Here is a 16,546-nt window from a genome sequence, read left to right on the forward strand (position 1 = left end):
CCGGAGATCCGCGATCCGCCCCCGACCGGCGCGGGCGCCTCACCTCAACCGGATGGAGAAGTGGTGAAAGTCGTGGCCGGACGGGAACAGGGCGTCGACCACGTCGTCCTGGATCGACCCGTTCCTGGGCGACGAGATCGCGAGCCCGGCGTAGGACGGGTTCACGCCCGCGGCCAGCCGCTTCTCCGTCAGCAACTCATACTCCCGGCTGTCGGCGTCGACCGCCCCCCAGACCTGGATCCGGGCGGGGCCGTCGTAGGGCATCGCCGCGATGTGGTGCCGGCCCCCCTTCGACTGGAACATCCGCATCGACGCCCCCTCCTGGAACGAGAGCAACTCGTTCGAGACGACCCGGAGCCCCGGGTCCAGGACGGCGTGGCGATTGAAGCTCCCTTTCGTCCGATTGTTGTCGGACGATCGGTAGAGGACGTGCATGAACCCCCGCGCGTCGATGAACGTGTCGCCGCCGAAATTGTTCTGGACGTTCGGGTAGAGCCCGGCCGGCTTGTCGTAGACGGCGGCTTCCACGTCGACGGCCCGATGGTCGGGACGCCCGAGGTCCGGCACGTGGAAGGCGCGCAGCTCGTCCCAGACGTAATTCGCGTGGCCCCTCCAGCCGGGGTCCCCGGGTGAAATGCCGGCGGTCTCGACCTTGATGTCGCGCTCCGACACGATGACGGCCCCGCCGGCCCCGTCCGGGAAACCGTAGCTGTAGCAGTGGCGGAACGGCATCTCGGCCACGACCGCCGCGTCGGCCCACCGCCTCGCGTCCAGGTCGAACCGGACCCAGGCGAAGTAGCCGGGGGCGTCGCCGCCGCTGTACAGGGCGTAGGCCGCGCGGCGGGGGGCGTCGAGCAGGGCCACGCCGTAGCCGAAGCTACGCCCGCCCTCGAACGGGACCGTCGCCCGGTAATCCGTCGTCGCGCCGGTGTCCCGATCGACGTGGTACGCCGTCAGCGCGGCGCGCTCCTTCCCGTCGGCGTAAACCGTGCCGGGGGCGATGATGAACACCTCATCGTCGGCGTCGCGGACGACCTGGACGCTGTTGCTCCCCGCGAGGCTCGTGGGGAGCGAGGCGAGCCGCTCGGGCCGGCCGTCGCGAATCCGGACGACGTGGATGACGACCTTCCCGTCCTCGCCCTTCCCCAGGAAGGCCGCGTAGGTCCCGTGCGCCGTCCGACAGATCCGAGTCTGGGTCCCGCCGTGGCAGCCCTCCTCGCTCGACTTCGCGCCGCAGGCCGCGGCCAGGCTCACCGGCTCCGACACGTCGACCGTCGCCCCGTGCTGGGCGTGGGCCGCGCCCGCCAAGAGCCATGAACCGAGGAGGAGCGTCGCCGTGGACCGCGGGAGCCTATTCATGTTCCGTCCTCGATTTCGGCTCCCGCGCGGCGGTCGCGATCGGGAGGCGGGCGGATTTCAGCGACCGTCCGGCCTCCGCCGGGCCTCGCCTTCGCGCCCGTCCAGGCGTGCGGCGCGCATCGTCCGCAATCGCCCCAGGTAGGGGAGGAGCCAGATGATCATCCGGAACCGCGCCAGCAATTGCGTGATCGCGACCCCGCCCAGGAGGGCCAGCGCCCCGAGCAGGAGGAAGAGCCAGGCGATCACCCCCGGCCAGAACCAGTAAGCCCCGAAGGCGCAGGCCGTCGCCAGGACGAACAGGGCCCCGTAGACGAGCCGGATCGTCCGGAAGATGGAGGAGCCGGGCGTCTGGGGCATGGCCGGCTCCACGGACTCCGCGGTGTGGAACGCGATGGGCGGGATGCCCGATCGAGACGGCCTGTCGGCCCGGGGGCCGCAGCGATGGGGGGCCAGGGGCCCCGGAGTACACCCGATAGGATTCGAACCTATAACCTTCGGTTCCGTAGACCGATGCTCTATCCAATTGAGCTACGGGTGCGGGTGTGTGACCGACGGACACATGGTATCCCAGGCGGGTTCGCGAGGCAAGAGGCTGCCGACCCGATGCTCGCGATTCCGCCCGGGAGGGGCCTCACGCGCTCTCGCGGTGGTAGTGGATGTCGTGGAGGCGGCGGTAGAGGGGGCTGGTGCGCCTGAGCTCGGCGTCGGTGCCGACGGCGGCGACGCGGCCGTCGTCGATCAGGACGATGCGGTCGGCGAACTGGATGGCGCCCATGCTGTGCGAGATCAGGAACGTGGTCCGGCCCCGCGAGAACTCCTCGATGGCCTTGCGGATCAGCGCCTCGTCCTGGATGTCGACGGCGCTGGTGGCTTCGTCGAGAATCAGGATCGAGGGGTCGCGGAGCATGACCCGGGCCAGGGCGATCCGCTGGCGCTGGCCGCCGGAGAGGCCGTGCCCGCGCTCGCCGATGACGGTGTCGTAGCCGTCGGGCAGGGAGGAGATGAACTGGTGGGCGTACGACCGCTTCGCCGCCTCGATGATGGCGTCGCGGCCGGCGGTCGGGTCGCCGTAGGCGATGTTCCGCGCGATGGTGTCCTGGAACAGGATCGTCTCCTGCGGCACCACGCCGATCAGCCGACGCAGCCCGCGACCCCGGATCTCGCGGACGTCGACGCCGTCGATCCGGATCGCGCCGGAGTCGACGTCCCAGAACCTCGGCAGCAGGTTCATCAGGGTCGACTTGCCGCACCCGTTGGGCCCCACCAGGGCGATCGTCTCGCCGTGGCGGACCGTCAGGTCGATCCCCTTCAGCAGCGGGTCGCGCCCGGGGTAGGAGAAGTGGACGCCGTCGAACTCGATCGTCCGCCGGTGGGTCGGCTTCCGCTCGGCGCTCGGGGAGTCGGTCACCTGGGGCTCGCGGTCCATCAGGGCGCAGATCCGGTCCGACGCCGCCGAGGCCCGCTGGAGCTTCGAGTTCACGTTCGACAGCTTCCGGATCGGGTCGGACACGCCGGCCATGATCGCGTAGAGCGTCAGCAGATCCTCGATCGCCATCACCTGCGACGCCAGCTGGATCTTGAACAGGCCCAGATCCAGGAAGATCGACTGCTTCAGGACCAGGTACGACCCGGACAGCAGCGCGATCGCCACCGTGGCCAGCGTGAGCATCTCCAGAACGGGGTCGGACATCGAGTCGATCATGGCGACCCGTATGCTCTTCCTGTAGAAGTTCTTCGTCTCCAGGAAGAACCGCCTGCGCTCCACCCGCTCCATGCCGAACGCCTTGACGACCTTGATCCCCTGGAAGGTCTCCTGGAGGATCTTGTAGATCGACGACATGCTCTCCAGCGATCGCCGCACGGCCCGCTTCATCAGGCGGCCGACGCGATAGGTGGCGTACACGGAGATCGGCACCACGACCAGCGTCAGGCAGGTCAGCCGCCAGTTGAACCAGAACGCGCCGGAGAGGCAGATCACGGCCCGCAAGGGCTCGCGGATCAGCTTGCTCAGGATCGTGCTGAGCCCCTGCGCGAACGAGTCCATGTCGCTGGTGAACCGGGCCATCAGGTCGGACGAGCCCTGCTCGGAGAAGCTGGCCATGTCAAGGTTCGTGGTGCGCCGGAAGAAGCGGTTGCGGAGGTCGAACAGCGTGTGCTGCATCACGTCGGCGACCAGGACCTCCTGGCAGAACGTGAACACCCCCTTGATCATGACCGCGATCATGACCAGCCCCATCAGGGCGCAGAGCGTCTGGAACTGGTCGGACGGGAAATACTCGTAGACGGTCGGCTTGATCCTCAGGTAGAAGTCCCGCCACCAGGCCTCGGAGTCGCGCCTGCGGCCGACCTCGTCGACCCGACGGTCGAACGACCGGCGGTCGCCGTCGTGGAGCCATCGGCTGGCGCGGCTCAGCTCCTCCCAGCGGGCGTCGGCGATGCGCTCGGCGCGCTGGAGGCGCTGGATCTCGGCGGCCTCGTGGGCGAGGGACTGCGCGGCGAAGCCCGGCTGGTCGGGGAGGTCTACCCTGCGGCGGCGGTCGTCCAGCTCCGCGCGGAGTTCGGCGATATGGGCCTCAAGCTCGGCGAACCGCCCGGCGAGGGGCGACGCGACGGCCCCGCCGCCGTCGAAGGCGGCCGCCACGCGATCCAGTTCCTCGCGCTGGGCGGCGAGCTGGTCGAGATTCTCGGCGATGGAGTCGATCTTGGTGGAGATCCATCGCTGGGGGTTGTCGTTGTTGATGAGGATCTTCAGCACCGGCAGGACGGCCCCCAGCTCCAGGAAGGAGAGCAGGGCGACCATCAGGGCGCAGGCGATCGAGACGCCGAACCGATAGCGATAAGGCCAGGCCGTCTTCACCAGCCGGACGAAATTCTTCATGTCGATCCGCGCCCAAGAGACAGGACCTCGGCGAGCATCCATGCTTTAGCGACTTGTCGAGACATGGCCGCCAGAGCGCCGAAGGGCCCTCCTCTTACCATCTCCGCCGCGAGCCGACAACTCGAGTTCCCCCCGCTCCCCCCCGCGATCCATTTTCCTCGCCGGCTCCCCATTGCCCTCCACCCCATCCGCCGCTATGATGACCACGAATCGACGGGGTGGTGCCCACGGCCACCTCGCCACGCGGGCGTAATTCAGTGGTAGAATGCCAGCTTCCCAAGCTGGACGTCAGGGGTTCGAATCCCCTCGCCCGCTCTTGACCCAAACCCAGCCGAACGCAAGGTTTGCGTACCACCGGACGGACGGTGTGCGGCCCCGAAAGCTCCCCCCGACGTGGAATTTCCACGACGCGGGCAGCTCTGGAGGCTCGCATGCCCAGGTCGAACTCCCCCATCCCCGAGCTGAAGCTCCACCGATCGTCGGGTCACGGCTACGTCCGGATCGACGGCAAGCAGGTGTTCCTCGGCAAGTTCGGCACCCCCGAGTGCCGTTCGAAGTACGAACGCACGATCGCCGAATGGCTCGCCCGCGACAGGCGGCCGGCCGTCGTCCCGGCGTCATGCTCAGTATCCGAACTCGTCGCGGCGTTCATGCAGCGCGCGATCGGCTACTACCTCTCCTCGACCGGCGCCCCGACCGGGGAGGCCGACAACTTCAAGGACGCGCTCCGGCCCGTCCGACGCCTTTACGGCGACCTCCCCGCGGCGGAGTTTAGGCAGGACGAGTTGAAGGCCGTCCGCGCGGCGATGGTCGACTCGGGGTTGAGTCGGTCCACGATCAACGCCCGGATCAACCGGGTCCGGCGGGCGTGGAAATGGGCGGCCTCCGAGCGGCTCGTCCCGACCGCGACCCATGCCGACCTCATGACGATCGAACCGCTCCGACGCAACCGGACGACCGCCCCGGAGGCCCCCGGGATCGGGGCCGTCGCCCTCGCGGACGTGGAGGCGGCCCTGCCCCACATGTCCCGGGCGGTCGCCGCGATGGTCCGGGTCCAGCTCCTCTCGGGGTGCCGAGTCGGGGAGGTGCTGACCATGCGGGGCGCGGATCTGAACCGGTCGTCGGACCCCTGGGAGTACCGGCCGGCCGGACACAAGGGCTCGCACCGGGGTGCCGACCGCGTGATCGCGATCGGGCCCAAGGCCCGGGCCGTTCTCGAGCCACTCCTCGGCCGCGACGCCGCGGCGTACCTGTTCGACCCCCGCGAGTCGGCCCGTCCCGGCGCGAGGAAGGTCCGCGACCGTTATGACCGTCGGGCATACGCCCAGGCGATCGCGAGGGCCTGCGACCGGGCCTTCCCACACCCGACTCTGTCAGGGGCCAGGTCCAGCCGGACGCGACGGCCGACCCGAATGGAGGCCGAGGAGTTGAAGGCGTGGAGGAAAAGGCACCGCTGGTCACCCCTCCAGCTTCGGCACGCGGCGGCGTCGATGGTCCGCCGGGAGTTCGGCCTGGAGGCCGCGCAGGCCGTGCTCGGCCATGCCAAGGCGGACACGACCCAACTTTACGCCGAACGGCTCGAAGGACTGGCCCGCGAGGTGGCGCGGGCCGTGGGGTGACCGCCGCTCAGAGGCCGATGGCGTCCAGGTAGGCCTCGGCCTTGGCGTGGGAGGACGTCCGGGACGGGCGGGCCTCCCCGCCGGACCTCACGGTGCAGGCCGCTCGGAACCGCTCGATGGCCTCGAGAGTGGTCGTCCACCTCCCCCCCATCCTGGAGGCCTCGAGCTTGACGACGCCCTGCGGCGTCCGGACGCCCCGGGTGATGTGCCGGATGATCGTGCCGGTGTGGGTGCCGCCAGGATAGAACCTGGCGGCCTGGGCGACGGTGAGGGGCTGTTGCGATTCGGTCACGACGGCGTCTCCTCGGTGCGGCCCCCTGCGATCCGCGGTGGCCATACACGAGTTGTAAGCGGACGCCTCGAATTGCACGTAGCCCAACCTGGCGCGACCACGTTCGGCGGCGGGACGGGTGGTGGAATTAGATTGTCATGATTCAAAATTATGTACACTAATTTCGCACTCAGCGTACCAAGGCCCACGCGCGGCAGGTTTGGATCCGCCTGATCGAAATGGAGTCGGCTCCGTAATCGAGGGCGATCGCCCGGTAGGTCTCGCGACGCGGCGACAGTCAGCGGCGGATCGCACGGACGTCGTCCTCGGAGAGCTTGGCGTCGCGGTGGCGGGCCCCCGCGTGAGCAGCCCCAGGGCCGAGGCCCGGCGGATGTTCTCGCAGTGCGAGACCCACTCCAAATTCGACGGGGCGTTGATGGTCTTGACCCCGTCGAGGTGATCGACCCCGGGGCGAATCGTCGGGGCGGGACCGTGGAAGGCTTTGGCGATCAGTCGACACGCGAGGAAGCCGCGACCGCTGCAGGCGACCTGCCGGTAGCCGGAGGAGTCGTGCCGACCACGGAGCATCCGTCCGTCACGGGACCTACGGAGCCTGCCATCGGACTGGCCTCGATCTGAGGAACAGAGAGGGCCGGCCGCCGGTATTCGACGGTCGCGGGCCAGGAGGTCGACGAGGAGGGCCCTGGCGGCGGCCGTCGGGCAAATCAAGATCCAGATCGACCGACGCGAGGACCCTGTAAGGTTCGAAGCGCGCCAACTTCAGGGCGACCACGGGGACCGAGAGGGCATTCGCTGACATCGAAATTGCGTACCCCTCGCAGCCCTCTGCCGCGTCGAGTCAGGCGGCGACGTCGGCCCGGATGCGATGGCGATGCAGGCCCGCGAGATCTCCAACCCCAGCGTCCAACGGTCCTGGTCGGGTCCCAGCTCGACGAGGGTCGCGTTGAACTCGTCCCCCGCCGCCGCGATGATTGCCCGGAACAGGGGATCGGGGTCGTCGACGATCTCGCCGGTGAGACAGACGTCCTCGGGATCTTTGTTGTCTCGGACGGCCCAGGCGGCGGCGGCCCGGAAGTCCTCGACGGCCCCGCGGAGGAAAGCGTCGGCGACGATCTCGGCGCGGCGGCGGTCGGCGGCGGGATCGAGAATGTCGTCGAGACGGGATATGGTTGGGTTCCTGTTCTGATAAGGAAGCCAGGGAGGCCCCGCCCGACGCGGGCGGGGCGATGGAAGGGGGCGTCAGAAGGACTGGTCGTAGTGTGGGGCGGCGGCGGCCTCGGCCTCGCGTCGATCCCGCTCGCGGGTCACGGCGGAGGGCTCGGGGAACAGCGGGCCCCGGCCGCCGACCAGGCCGATCCCCTGGTATTTGGCGGCCGGGCGGCCGTTCCTCGTCGACTGTCGCTTCTTGACCTTGGGCTCGGCGGCGCGGATGAGCTTGCCGAGGTTGGCCGACGACCCCGGCTCGTGGCCGTGCGACTCGCACCAGCCGCACCATTCGCGGTACAGTTCGTCGACGAAGACGGTGTGCTCGGGCCCGACGTTGCAGCACCCGGCGGCGAACGTCTTGATCGGCGACCCGAGCTCGTCGAGGCCGTCGAGGAGGTCGAGCCCGGACTCGGGCTGGCCCAGCTCGGCCCCGGCCTCGATCTCCCGGAGGCCCTGGGCGGACCAGCAGAGGATGGCCGGCAGTTCGGCCATGAGCCGGGCCTCGAGGCCGCGGTCCTCGCGGCCGACGTGCGACTCGGTCAGCCGGAGCACGACGAAGCGGGCGACCAGGGCCCCCGAGGCGTCCGGGAGCCGGGGCATCTCGTTGGAGACGATCATCAGCCTGGCCCCGATCGGCTCCTTCCTGGACGCCTTGTACTTGCGCTCGACGTCCTGGGGATCCTCTCCGGAGATCCCGTTCAGCCGCTCGACGACGACGGCCGAATCGGTCCTCCCCGAGACGCGGGCGTCGCCGACGATCGCAAGCGACTTGCCGACCAGGGAGGCGAGGCCGAACTGGCCGGCGAGCCCGCCGAGCGTAGGCGAGCAGACGTTGGCCTCGCCCAGCATCCTGGTCAGGACCCGGCAGATCGTCCCGCGGCCCGACCGCGGTGGGCCCAGGAAGACGAGGATCTTCTGGAGGTGCGTCTTGCCGGACAGGATGTAGCCGAACCACCGCTTGAGGGTCTCGATCGACTCCGGCTCGTCGGGCCAGAGGGAATTCAGGAATTTGAACCACTCGGTCGGCTCGCCGACCGCGGCCGGGATCTCGTAGTCGACGGCCGTCCGGGTGAAGTGCCGGGGCGTCGGGGGGAGGACGACGGGGGCCCTGGCGACGAGGCTGGCGATCGGGACCAGGCCGTTCGGGGCGGCAATCAGGGAGTCGGCCGGGTGGTCGTATCCTGGGGCGACCCAGGTCGGGATCGGCTCGGTCCCGACGGCGACCTCCCGACGGAGCACGACCTTGGAGGCGGCGAGGTCGGCCATCAGGAACCTCCGCGGCGCGGGGGGTTTGTCGATGGTGAGGGCGGCCTCAAGGTTGAGGCACCTGATGCGTGTGTGGATCGCCCCGATCAGGTCGTCGTCGACCGACTGCTCGTCGAGCTCCCGCCAGGTCCCCCCCGAGTAGGCGAGGAAGTCGCCGTGGTGGTAGCGGATGGTAGGGACGCCGTCCAGCATGCGGGCGGCTAGGTGGTCGCGGACGAACTGGAACGGGTCGTCGGGGGCCACGCCGGCGAAGTCATCGACGGCGGGCTGGGGGGAGGAAGGTGCGGCCGACTGGCCGTCGCCGCCGAGCTGCGAGGAGGGCTGGCCCATCGCGTGGGCGACAAGGGCGTGGAGGGTGGCGACGGCGTCGGCCGTCTTGGCGCCGGCGGCCGGGGCGACGGCCGGGATCTCTTTGGCATTCTCGTGGGTCTGACTCGACCCGTTGTACGGCGGCATGTTATCCTGATGCACGTCTAGCCTCACCAAGCCCGCGTCCGAGGTGACATCTCGGCCGGGCCCTTTTTATGCGCGTCCTGCGCTTCAGTTGGATCTGCCGCGGGGCGTCGCTCCCGCGGCACGACCTCCGACGCTATCCGAGACCGGCGATCCGGCCGGCCCCGCGCGGCCCGATTCAGGCGGCCTCCTCCTCCTTCCGGGCCTTCCGGCCCTTCTTCTTCCCACCCGGCCACCAGTCCCGGAGCTTCGCCAGCGGGGCGAATCCGGCGGGGTCGGCGGTCACGGTTGCCAAGGCATCGTCCAACTTGTGCTCGAGCTCGGCGGCCGACCAGGTCGGGCTGGCCTTCCGGAGGTTGTAGAGCTGCAGCAGCAGGAGGGCGGTCGGGCGGTCCACGATCCCGCGGGCCGTGATGACGCAGGCGGCCCGGAACAGGGCGTCCGAGCCCCGGCAGCCTTCGATCGAGGCCGGCAGCGCGAGCACGTACTTCGCGACCTTGGCGAGCCTCCAGGCCTCGAAGTCGTCCTTCTTGGCGGGGTCGTCCTCGAAGATCGACTCGTCGAAGGCGGCGAGGGCGGCCTCGGCGGCGGTCATCTTCGCCTTCCGCGCGGCGTCGGCCATGGCGAGCAGGCGGTCGATCGCGGGCTGCGGCAGCGGGGTGATCTGGTCCCCGCCGATCCAGTACCGCCTGAAGCCGGCCCGGACGGTCGGCGCGACCGTCGAGCAGACCTGCTTCGGGAGCCTCGCCAGCCCCTCCGGGGCCGGATCGAGGCCCCCGAGGCGGATCTCGAGGCCGGGGTGGTCGGCCGGATGGACGACGCTCTTGAGGGCGCCGTCGACGATCGCGAGCCAGGTCCTGCTGTCGATCGAAAAGAGGGACCGGATGCCCCGGCGCGACTGGACGGCGAGCGTCGAGCGGACGTCGAGGGGCTCGCCCAGGAAGCGGTCGCGGGAGTCGTCGCCCAGGGCGGGCCCGGCCGGGTCGTCGTCGACCTCGAAGTCGACCAGACAACGCCCGCCGGGGGCCCGGCCGATCCCGATCCCCAGGGCCGCGCCGGCGGACGGGTTCCGGCGGAAGGTCTCGGAGAGGTCGGCCGGCGTGTGGCGGGCCCGCCCCCAACCCAGCCCGATCGGCCGGCCGGAGAGGGGCCGCTCGTAGGCGTCCAGGCCGGCGTCCTCCCCATAGATGGGGATCGGCCAGTAGCCCATCTCGAGCAGGGCGAGGGTCGTGTCGCGGGCGTCCAGGCCCTTCAGGAATTCGGACTCGGGGTGAGTCAAAGGACACCCCCTTCCGCGGCGGCGGCGGCAGAGGCGGCGCGGGCCCGACGGTAGCTGGGCAGCCACCAGGAGTTGTTTTCGAGCGTCGTGGGTCCGCTACCGCGAGCCCACCGAGTCGCGGCGAGGACGGCGGCCGACTGGGCCTCGGAGAGTCTCGCCACCTTGGCGACGAGCTCGGCGCCCCCCCCCTCAGTCAAGACGGCGTACCACTCGGCGGAGGCACCCGCGACGTCGAGCGTCGAGATCACGAGGGTGGTTTTGGGGGTGATCTTCGTCCCGAGGTCGCCGGTGACGGCCTTGGCGAGGGCCCGCCACTCCGCCTCGCTGAACACCTGGGCGACCTCGCGGGCGGCGGCCTCGACTACTTGGGCGTACTCGAGGAGGACGGCCCGGACCTCCGGCGAACCGATCGTCTCGGGGTCATGGCCGAGTGTGGCGGCGGGGTCCGGGTCGATGCTCAACATGATGCGGCGAGGGCTGGTGATCGGGCGGGGTGCCATCGGGGTTCCTCGGCTGAGCGTGGTTCGAGGCGTTGGGGCCGCCATCCTCGCGTCCCCTCTACTCTAGATAGTACCGGAGCCGTGGCATCGGTTGACACTGATGTTTCACTATGTTGAATTTATCAGCATGGCCCAGCCTCCCCCTCCCCCGGACCCCCACCCCTGCGGCCTGCGGCCTGTAGGCCAATTTTGGAAGGGGAACAGTCCGGCCAACCATGTAGACCATGTAGGACCATGCGGCAGACCATATGGTGGATTCAGGCCCACGAATTACCGCAACCATCTGTTGGAAAGCACCTTGCGATTTCAATCATGTGGGCCATGTGGGAATGCTCTAAACTACTTCTTCGTACATGGGAACAAAAAGGAGAGAGGAGTGCCTCCAGGGGAGTAACAAATGGGAATTTGCCGCATGGACCGCATGGTTAGCGATGTAACCAACCCGCGGGCATTGGCTTGCGGAAAAACAATCCACCACATGGTTAGCGGGGGCCGCCACATGGTTGGGGTGATTGAGGCCGACGGGCTGACCTCCCATCCCACCGGATCACCCATGGTTCGCCACCACGGCCCGACTCATCAGACCCCGCATGCCACCACCCCATCTTCTTCAGCGACCTCCCGCGGCAGGTGCCCCCCTCTCCTCCGTCCCTACCCCGGCACCGCCCGTCCCACCACCGTGGGCTGTGTAGTCCGTACACGCCTTACATTCCGGCTCCCTTGTCTCCACTCGCAGCGTCCGGCGTGCTACGATGCTCCCAACTGACCACTAGGTCGCTCCCCTCAGAGTCCCTCGATGTTCGGAGCATCCTGCCAGTCCTGTTCCGCGATCTTGAACGTCAAGGACGACGCCGCGAAGGGTCGCCGCGTCAGGTGCCCCCGGTGCGGTGAGGTCACCCGCCTCGATTCCCTGGTCGACGGCCCGGCCCCCGACGACTTGGGCCTCGCCGCTTCCCGCGAACCGGAACCCGGGCATCGCGGGATATTCGGCGTCGAGCTCCCGAGCGGCGGGGCGGTGTTTCCCCTGCTCATGCAGTCCGCCGCCTCGACGGGCAACTCGAATCCCTCCCCCTCGCTTCGGGCCGTTCCGCGCCCCCGGATTAAGATTGAGCCATGACGACGTGGCCGCTTGATCACGTCGGCCGTACCGCGATGTGAATAACATTATTCATGTTAATCCCCCCGATTCGAGAAAGGCCCCGCATGGCGACCGCCATTAGCTTCATCAAGGCCAACCGGGTGACCTCCGCCGGCGAGGAACGGGTGACGACGCCGAGCCGGGGCCCCAGGGTCGTCTCGGCCGAGGAGCGAGGCGACGCTTACGGTGGCGTTCGCCCCGCCCCCGACGCCTCCCCGCCGTTTGACGCGCGAAGCGCGGAAACGTCGCGGGACGCCGCCAAGGCGACCGCGTCCGCGGCCGAGCAGGTCAGCGACCACTTCGCCGCCCAGCTGGCCGAGACGAGCGGCGCCATATTCATGTTCGCGAGCATGGCGTCGGTGCTGCGCCAGCCCGACCTCGCGGCCTACAAGAAATTCCGTGACAAGCTCCTGGCCGATTGTGGAGGGCCGACGGACCCGGTCGAGGTGATGCTGGTCGAGCAGCTCGCTCTCGCCCACCTCAACGTGGGGCGGCTCCACTACAGGTCGGCTACCGCCGAGGGCCTGGAGGAGGCGAAGGTCTGCGGCGGGCTGGCGGTGCTGCTGATGGGCGAATTTCGTCGATCAGCTCTGGCGCTGCGGACCTATCGCGCCCCGGCCAGGGGTCAGGCCGCCTCGGCCGGCGAGGCGGCGATGGACCCCAGGGCCATCGCGCCGCACGGGGCGAACTGCAAAGGCCTCGACAGCGAACAAGGAAGTAACCCGGGAGGCGACGAGCATGGCGACAGCACGATCCCTTTGCCCGAACCCGCTGCGGGTGGAGGCGGGCCGCAGGAATCGCGAGAAGCGGCTCGGGCTCAGCGACGCCGGGCGTGAGCGGTTGCGCCAGGCGGCCCTGGCCGGGAGGGCGTGGGAGCACTCCACCGGGCCGAGGACGGCCGAGGGCAAGGCCCGATCGGCCGCCAACGGCAAGCTCCGCCAAAAAGGACCGAGGTCGGTGCGCGAACGGAGGGCCGAGGTGGCTGGGTTCCGGGCCCTGATCGGGATCATGCAAGCCGGCCGCAAGGCGTTGGTGACACGCCCGGAGTCCTGCCCGTCGACGGCGGGGTGATCGTCCTGGAGGGTGGTGGAGATGGCCGCCACGAGACGTCGCAGCACGGAAGACACGGACCGATTTTCGATACCGGTCGACGACGCGACAAGCATCCAGGCATAAGTGTCGACGATCGCGCGAGAATGGTTCTCCCGCGGTTTTGATGATCCGGTCGGTTGGAACGTCGGGCCGACGCCTCGACCTCGCCGACCCCGAAGGTACTAGGTCATAAACGGGCCCGACCTCGACGGACTCGCCATCCGCTCCGTCGACGTCGCCCCGGACCGCGACGCCTTCATCATCGCTTCGACCGTTTCGCAAGCCGCATGCCCGCGATGCGGCCACCCATCCGGCCACATCCACCGATCAACCCTCGGGAGGTCGTCGAGGCCCCGGCCCCCGGGGCGGAGACGAACTGAGTCCCCGTACGAGCGGAAAAGCGGGACGAATCCTGCTCCCGAAGATCCACGCCCTGCTCGCCGACCCCGGCCGCGGGAGGGAGATGGCCCTCCGCTGCGGATCGTCGGCCGAGTGGCTCCGGAGGGCGCTCGGGCCGGGGGGGCACCTCCTCGCCCGGGAGGCGATCCTGGAAGAGCATCGACGGGGTCCGCATCGACATGGAAGGTGAGGACGCGACGGCGATCGAGCGGCTCTCGGCGGAGCGGGCGTCGATCTGATGGCACCTCGTCAGCTGGCTCGAACTCGCCACCGTCGAGGCCAGGGACCAGACCGCCAGGCAGGCGGACTACGCCCGACGCAAGATCGATCGCGCCCACCGCAGGTCCTCCTAGGCGGTGGAAACCCTGGCCCGCGTCCGCAGGTTGGGCCTGCCGATGGTCCAGGTGAACCTGGCGAGGAGCCAGCAGATCAACACGGTGGCCGTCAATTCCGAGACGTAGGAGCCGGTCGTGACACGTGTGGCGCGGGGCCGACGCACGACGCATGCGAGCCCTCCGCCCCGTCGAGCTGTACGGACGAGGGCCCTGGCAGTGCCGACGATCGTCGCGACGCGAGCCGACGCCCTCCGGTGGAGGTCGCAAATGCTCCACAACGCCTCGCCCATCCTTGCTGCGTTGAGTTCGCAACACCATGTAACGGCGGCCGCTGACGCCAGCCTCCGGTTCGCCTGCTTCCCGGTGTGTGCGATCCGCATGGGAGAGAGCAGTCGCCAAGGTGACTGGGGCCGTGACGAGCAGTGCGCCGGTCGACCACACCGAAGCAGGTTACGCCGATTGGCGGTGCGCGAGAAGGTGGGGCGCGGGACCTCGTCGCGCTGCTCAACATCCTGCGAGCGCCCAGGCTCGTCGATCTCCCGGCCGCGCCGGCGCCCCGCCCGTCGACGCGGAAAAGGGGATGTCCGCCGGGGCGAGGCGGTGCCTCGGAGAGCCGGGTCCCCCGAGCCCGTCGTTCGTGCACATCTCCCCGGCTCCCGTAACTCGAAGGCTCGCGGCGGTCACGCCCACTGTCGGGTGCTACCGGGGCATCGTCGTGAGGCCCCGGAGAAAAAAACTACGGCGGCAAAGCCGGCTTGATCGGCGATTCGGTATCGGTTAACTTTTGGGCGGGAGCGTGCCCTCGGAGGTGACCGATGCCGAGACGGACCGCTCAACCCCAGCCGACTCGGTAGATCGACCTGATGGCCGCGACCCGGACCTGCCCGGCCTGCTGTGGGCCGTCTACACCAGCCACCGGGTGGTCGTCACCCTGGAGGGGCCCATCCGGCTCGCCGTCCAGGTGCGCCGCTGCCGCGACGCCGACTGCCCCAGATACCGCTCCCCGCTGCGGGCCGAGCAGGAGGGCCGCCTCGCTCTGCCGCAGCACGAGTTCGGCCTGGACATCATCGCCCTGGTCGGCCGCCTGCGGCATGCCGAGCACCGCAGCGTCCCCGAGGTCCACGCCGAGCTGGTCCGCCGCGGCGTGGTGATCTGCCCGCGCAGCGTCGGCAACCTCCTGGCTCGCTACGACGAGCTGCTCGCCCTATCGCTGACCGACCCGACGCGCATCGGCCGCCTGACCGAGCCGGCCGGCCGGGTGATCCTGGCCATCGACGGGCTCCAGCCCGACGTCGGCCACGAGGTCCTCTGCGTCGTCCGCGACGTGCTCACCGGCGCGGTGCTGCTGGCCCGAAGCCTCCTGTCCGGCACGCGGGACGACTTGGCCGGGTTGCTCGGCGAGGTGAAGCATGCCCTGTGCGTGCCCGTCGCCGGCGTCGTCTCCGACGGCCAGCGGTCGCTGGTGCAGGCGATCGCCGAGACGTTCCCGGGTGTGCCCCACCAGCGATGTCAATTCCACTACCTTCGCGAGGCGGCCCGGCCGATCTACGGGGCCGACCGCCACGCCAAGGTGACGCTCAGGGCGCACGTCCGCGGGGTACGGCCGATCGAGCGGTCGCTGGAGGGGCGCGACGACCCCGAGGCGGCCGCGGCGCGGGGCTACTGCGCCGCCCGTCGGCATTTCGCTGATCCGCATGGGGATTACCGGACTGAACGAGACCGGCCTCTACTACGCCGCGACCGTCATGACCGCCTTCACCGACAACGCCGCGCTCACGTACCTCGGATCGCAGATACCGCTCAGCGACGCGATGAGGTGCTCGCTCGTGGCCGGAAGCGTCACCGGCGGCGGCCTGACGGTCATCGCGAACGCGCCGAACCCGGCGGGGGCGGCGATTCTGCAACCGTCTTTCAAGGGGCAGCGGATAGCGCCGCTCACCTTGTTCTTCGCCGCCGCCGTCCCGACCGTCGTGGCCGCACTCTGCTTCAGACTGCTCCCCGACCTTTGACGGAACAGAGTGCGCGGCGGCCGTTCCGGCTGCCGTGCCGTCACCCGGTCAGTAGAATGTTGGTCCAAGTCGGCGCGATCAGAGTGGCCGTGATCCGTCACCCGGCCATCGCACAGGTTGTTTCCCATACCCCGAGGACCCCCATGCGCCCGCAACGCACCGCCCCGCCCGGTCGTCTGCACGCCATCCTGCTTCTGCTCCCCGGCCTCGCCCTCGCCGCCGGAGGCGCCCGGGGGGCCGATGACGACTTCAAGGTTGCCCGCGGCCAGCTAACCTTCGACGCGGAAGGGACCGAGGGAGGGGCGTTCCACAGTCGCAAGCCGCACGTCCCGACCGACTCGTCCGGCCTCACCATCGGTCGCGGGTACGACATGAAGGAGCGGACGGCCGAGCAGGTCGTAAAGCACCTCACGGTGGCAGGCCTCACGGAGGCCGACGCGAAGCTCTACGCCGGCGGGGCGAAGCTTTCCGGGGCGAAGGCGCGGGAGTATATTAAGGCCTCCAAGCTGCCAGAGATCACGGCCGCCCAGCAGAAGAAGTTGTTCGAGACGAGTTACGTGGAAGCGGAGGCGGACGTCCGGCGGATCTGCGAGAAGGACGACGTGGTGAAAAAGTACGGCAAGACCGACTGGGATAAGCTCAGCCCGGCCATTAAAGACATCCTGGTCGACCTCCGGTTCCGCGGCGACTACACCCCGAAGTCCCGCGAGGAGGTGCAGAA

The 16,546-nt window shown here is 69.4% G+C and carries 9 protein-coding genes, 2 tRNA genes and 1 pseudogene; 4 read left to right on the top strand and 8 right to left on the bottom strand.

Annotation, left to right across the window (positions count from 1 at the left end):
- Positions 1-39: 39 nt before the first annotated feature.
- From WG209_RS08750 to WG209_RS08765, 4 genes are all read right to left on the bottom strand, one after another.
- The gene (locus WG209_RS08750) at positions 40-1,359 is read right to left on the bottom strand and encodes a hypothetical protein (protein ID WP_337174650.1); all 1,320 of its coding nucleotides are present in this window, start codon (positions 1,357-1,359) and stop codon (positions 40-42) included.
- 57 nt (positions 1,360-1,416) lie between these two features.
- Positions 1,417-1,716, bottom strand: coding sequence for a hypothetical protein (locus WG209_RS08755; protein WP_337174651.1), 300 nt, complete (start codon positions 1,714-1,716; stop codon positions 1,417-1,419).
- 107 nt (positions 1,717-1,823) lie between these two features.
- A tRNA-Arg gene (locus WG209_RS08760) sits at positions 1,824-1,897 on the bottom strand.
- A 93-nt stretch (positions 1,898-1,990) separates the two neighbouring features.
- Complete coding sequence (locus WG209_RS08765) at positions 1,991-4,237, bottom strand: ABC transporter ATP-binding protein (protein WP_337174652.1); 2,247 nt, start codon at positions 4,235-4,237, stop codon at positions 1,991-1,993.
- Between the two features lie 243 nt (positions 4,238-4,480).
- On the opposite strand from WG209_RS08765, the gene WG209_RS08770 reads away from it, so the two are divergent.
- Both WG209_RS08770 and WG209_RS08775 read left to right on the top strand, forming a co-directional pair.
- Positions 4,481-4,552: transfer RNA gene (locus WG209_RS08770), tRNA-Gly, on the top strand.
- Between the two features lie 116 nt (positions 4,553-4,668).
- The gene (locus WG209_RS08775; RefSeq protein WP_337174653.1) at positions 4,669-5,856 is read left to right on the top strand and encodes a site-specific integrase; all 1,188 of its coding nucleotides are present in this window, start codon (positions 4,669-4,671) and stop codon (positions 5,854-5,856) included.
- A 7-nt stretch (positions 5,857-5,863) separates the two neighbouring features.
- Here the strand turns inward: WG209_RS08775 and WG209_RS08780 are convergent, their stop codons facing one another.
- From WG209_RS08780 to WG209_RS08795, 4 genes are all read right to left on the bottom strand, one after another.
- Positions 5,864-6,148, bottom strand: coding sequence for a DUF1580 domain-containing protein (locus tag WG209_RS08780; RefSeq protein ID WP_337174654.1), 285 nt, complete (start codon positions 6,146-6,148; stop codon positions 5,864-5,866).
- A gap of 1,239 nt (positions 6,149-7,387) precedes the next feature.
- Positions 7,388-9,091 (bottom strand): phage/plasmid primase, P4 family, encoded by a 1,704-nt coding sequence (locus tag WG209_RS08785; RefSeq protein WP_337174655.1) that lies wholly within the window; start codon positions 9,089-9,091, stop codon positions 7,388-7,390.
- 160 nt (positions 9,092-9,251) lie between these two features.
- Entirely contained in the window at positions 9,252-10,352 is a 1,101-nt protein-coding gene (locus tag WG209_RS08790) for a hypothetical protein (protein ID WP_337174656.1), read from the bottom strand.
- Positions 10,349-10,852 (bottom strand): hypothetical protein, encoded by a 504-nt coding sequence (locus tag WG209_RS08795; protein WP_337174657.1) that lies wholly within the window; start codon positions 10,850-10,852, stop codon positions 10,349-10,351. The genes WG209_RS08790 and WG209_RS08795 overlap by 4 nt, the downstream gene beginning before the upstream one ends.
- A 1,203-nt stretch (positions 10,853-12,055) precedes the next feature.
- Here WG209_RS08795 and WG209_RS08800 point away from each other — a divergent pair.
- Both WG209_RS08800 and WG209_RS08805 read left to right on the top strand, forming a co-directional pair.
- A complete protein-coding gene (locus tag WG209_RS08800) occupies positions 12,056-12,826 on the top strand; it encodes a hypothetical protein (protein WP_337174658.1) in 771 nt (256 codons plus the stop codon).
- 1,882 nt (positions 12,827-14,708) lie between these two features.
- A pseudogene (locus tag WG209_RS08805) lies at positions 14,709-15,494 on the top strand (transposase); the annotation flags it as partial.
- Positions 15,495-16,546 lie beyond the last annotated feature (1,052 nt).

This window comes from Paludisphaera sp. (assembly GCF_037189885.1).
Taxonomy (GTDB): Bacteria; Planctomycetota; Planctomycetia; order Isosphaerales; family Isosphaeraceae; genus Paludisphaera.

Coding starts and splice junctions, on each gene's coding strand:
- WG209_RS08795 (WP_337174657.1), bottom strand. CDS start 10,852: ATGGCACCCCGCCCGATCACCAGCCCTCGCCGCATCATGTTGAGCATC.
- WG209_RS08750 (WP_337174650.1), bottom strand. CDS start 1,359: ATGAATAGGCTCCCGCGGTCCACGGCGACGCTCCTCCTCGGTTCATGG.
- WG209_RS08800 (WP_337174658.1), top strand. CDS start 12,056: ATGGCGACCGCCATTAGCTTCATCAAGGCCAACCGGGTGACCTCCGCC.
- WG209_RS08755 (WP_337174651.1), bottom strand. CDS start 1,716: ATGCCCCAGACGCCCGGCTCCTCCATCTTCCGGACGATCCGGCTCGTC.
- WG209_RS08775 (WP_337174653.1), top strand. CDS start 4,669: ATGCCCAGGTCGAACTCCCCCATCCCCGAGCTGAAGCTCCACCGATCG.
- WG209_RS08765 (WP_337174652.1), bottom strand. CDS start 4,237: ATGAAGAATTTCGTCCGGCTGGTGAAGACGGCCTGGCCTTATCGCTAT.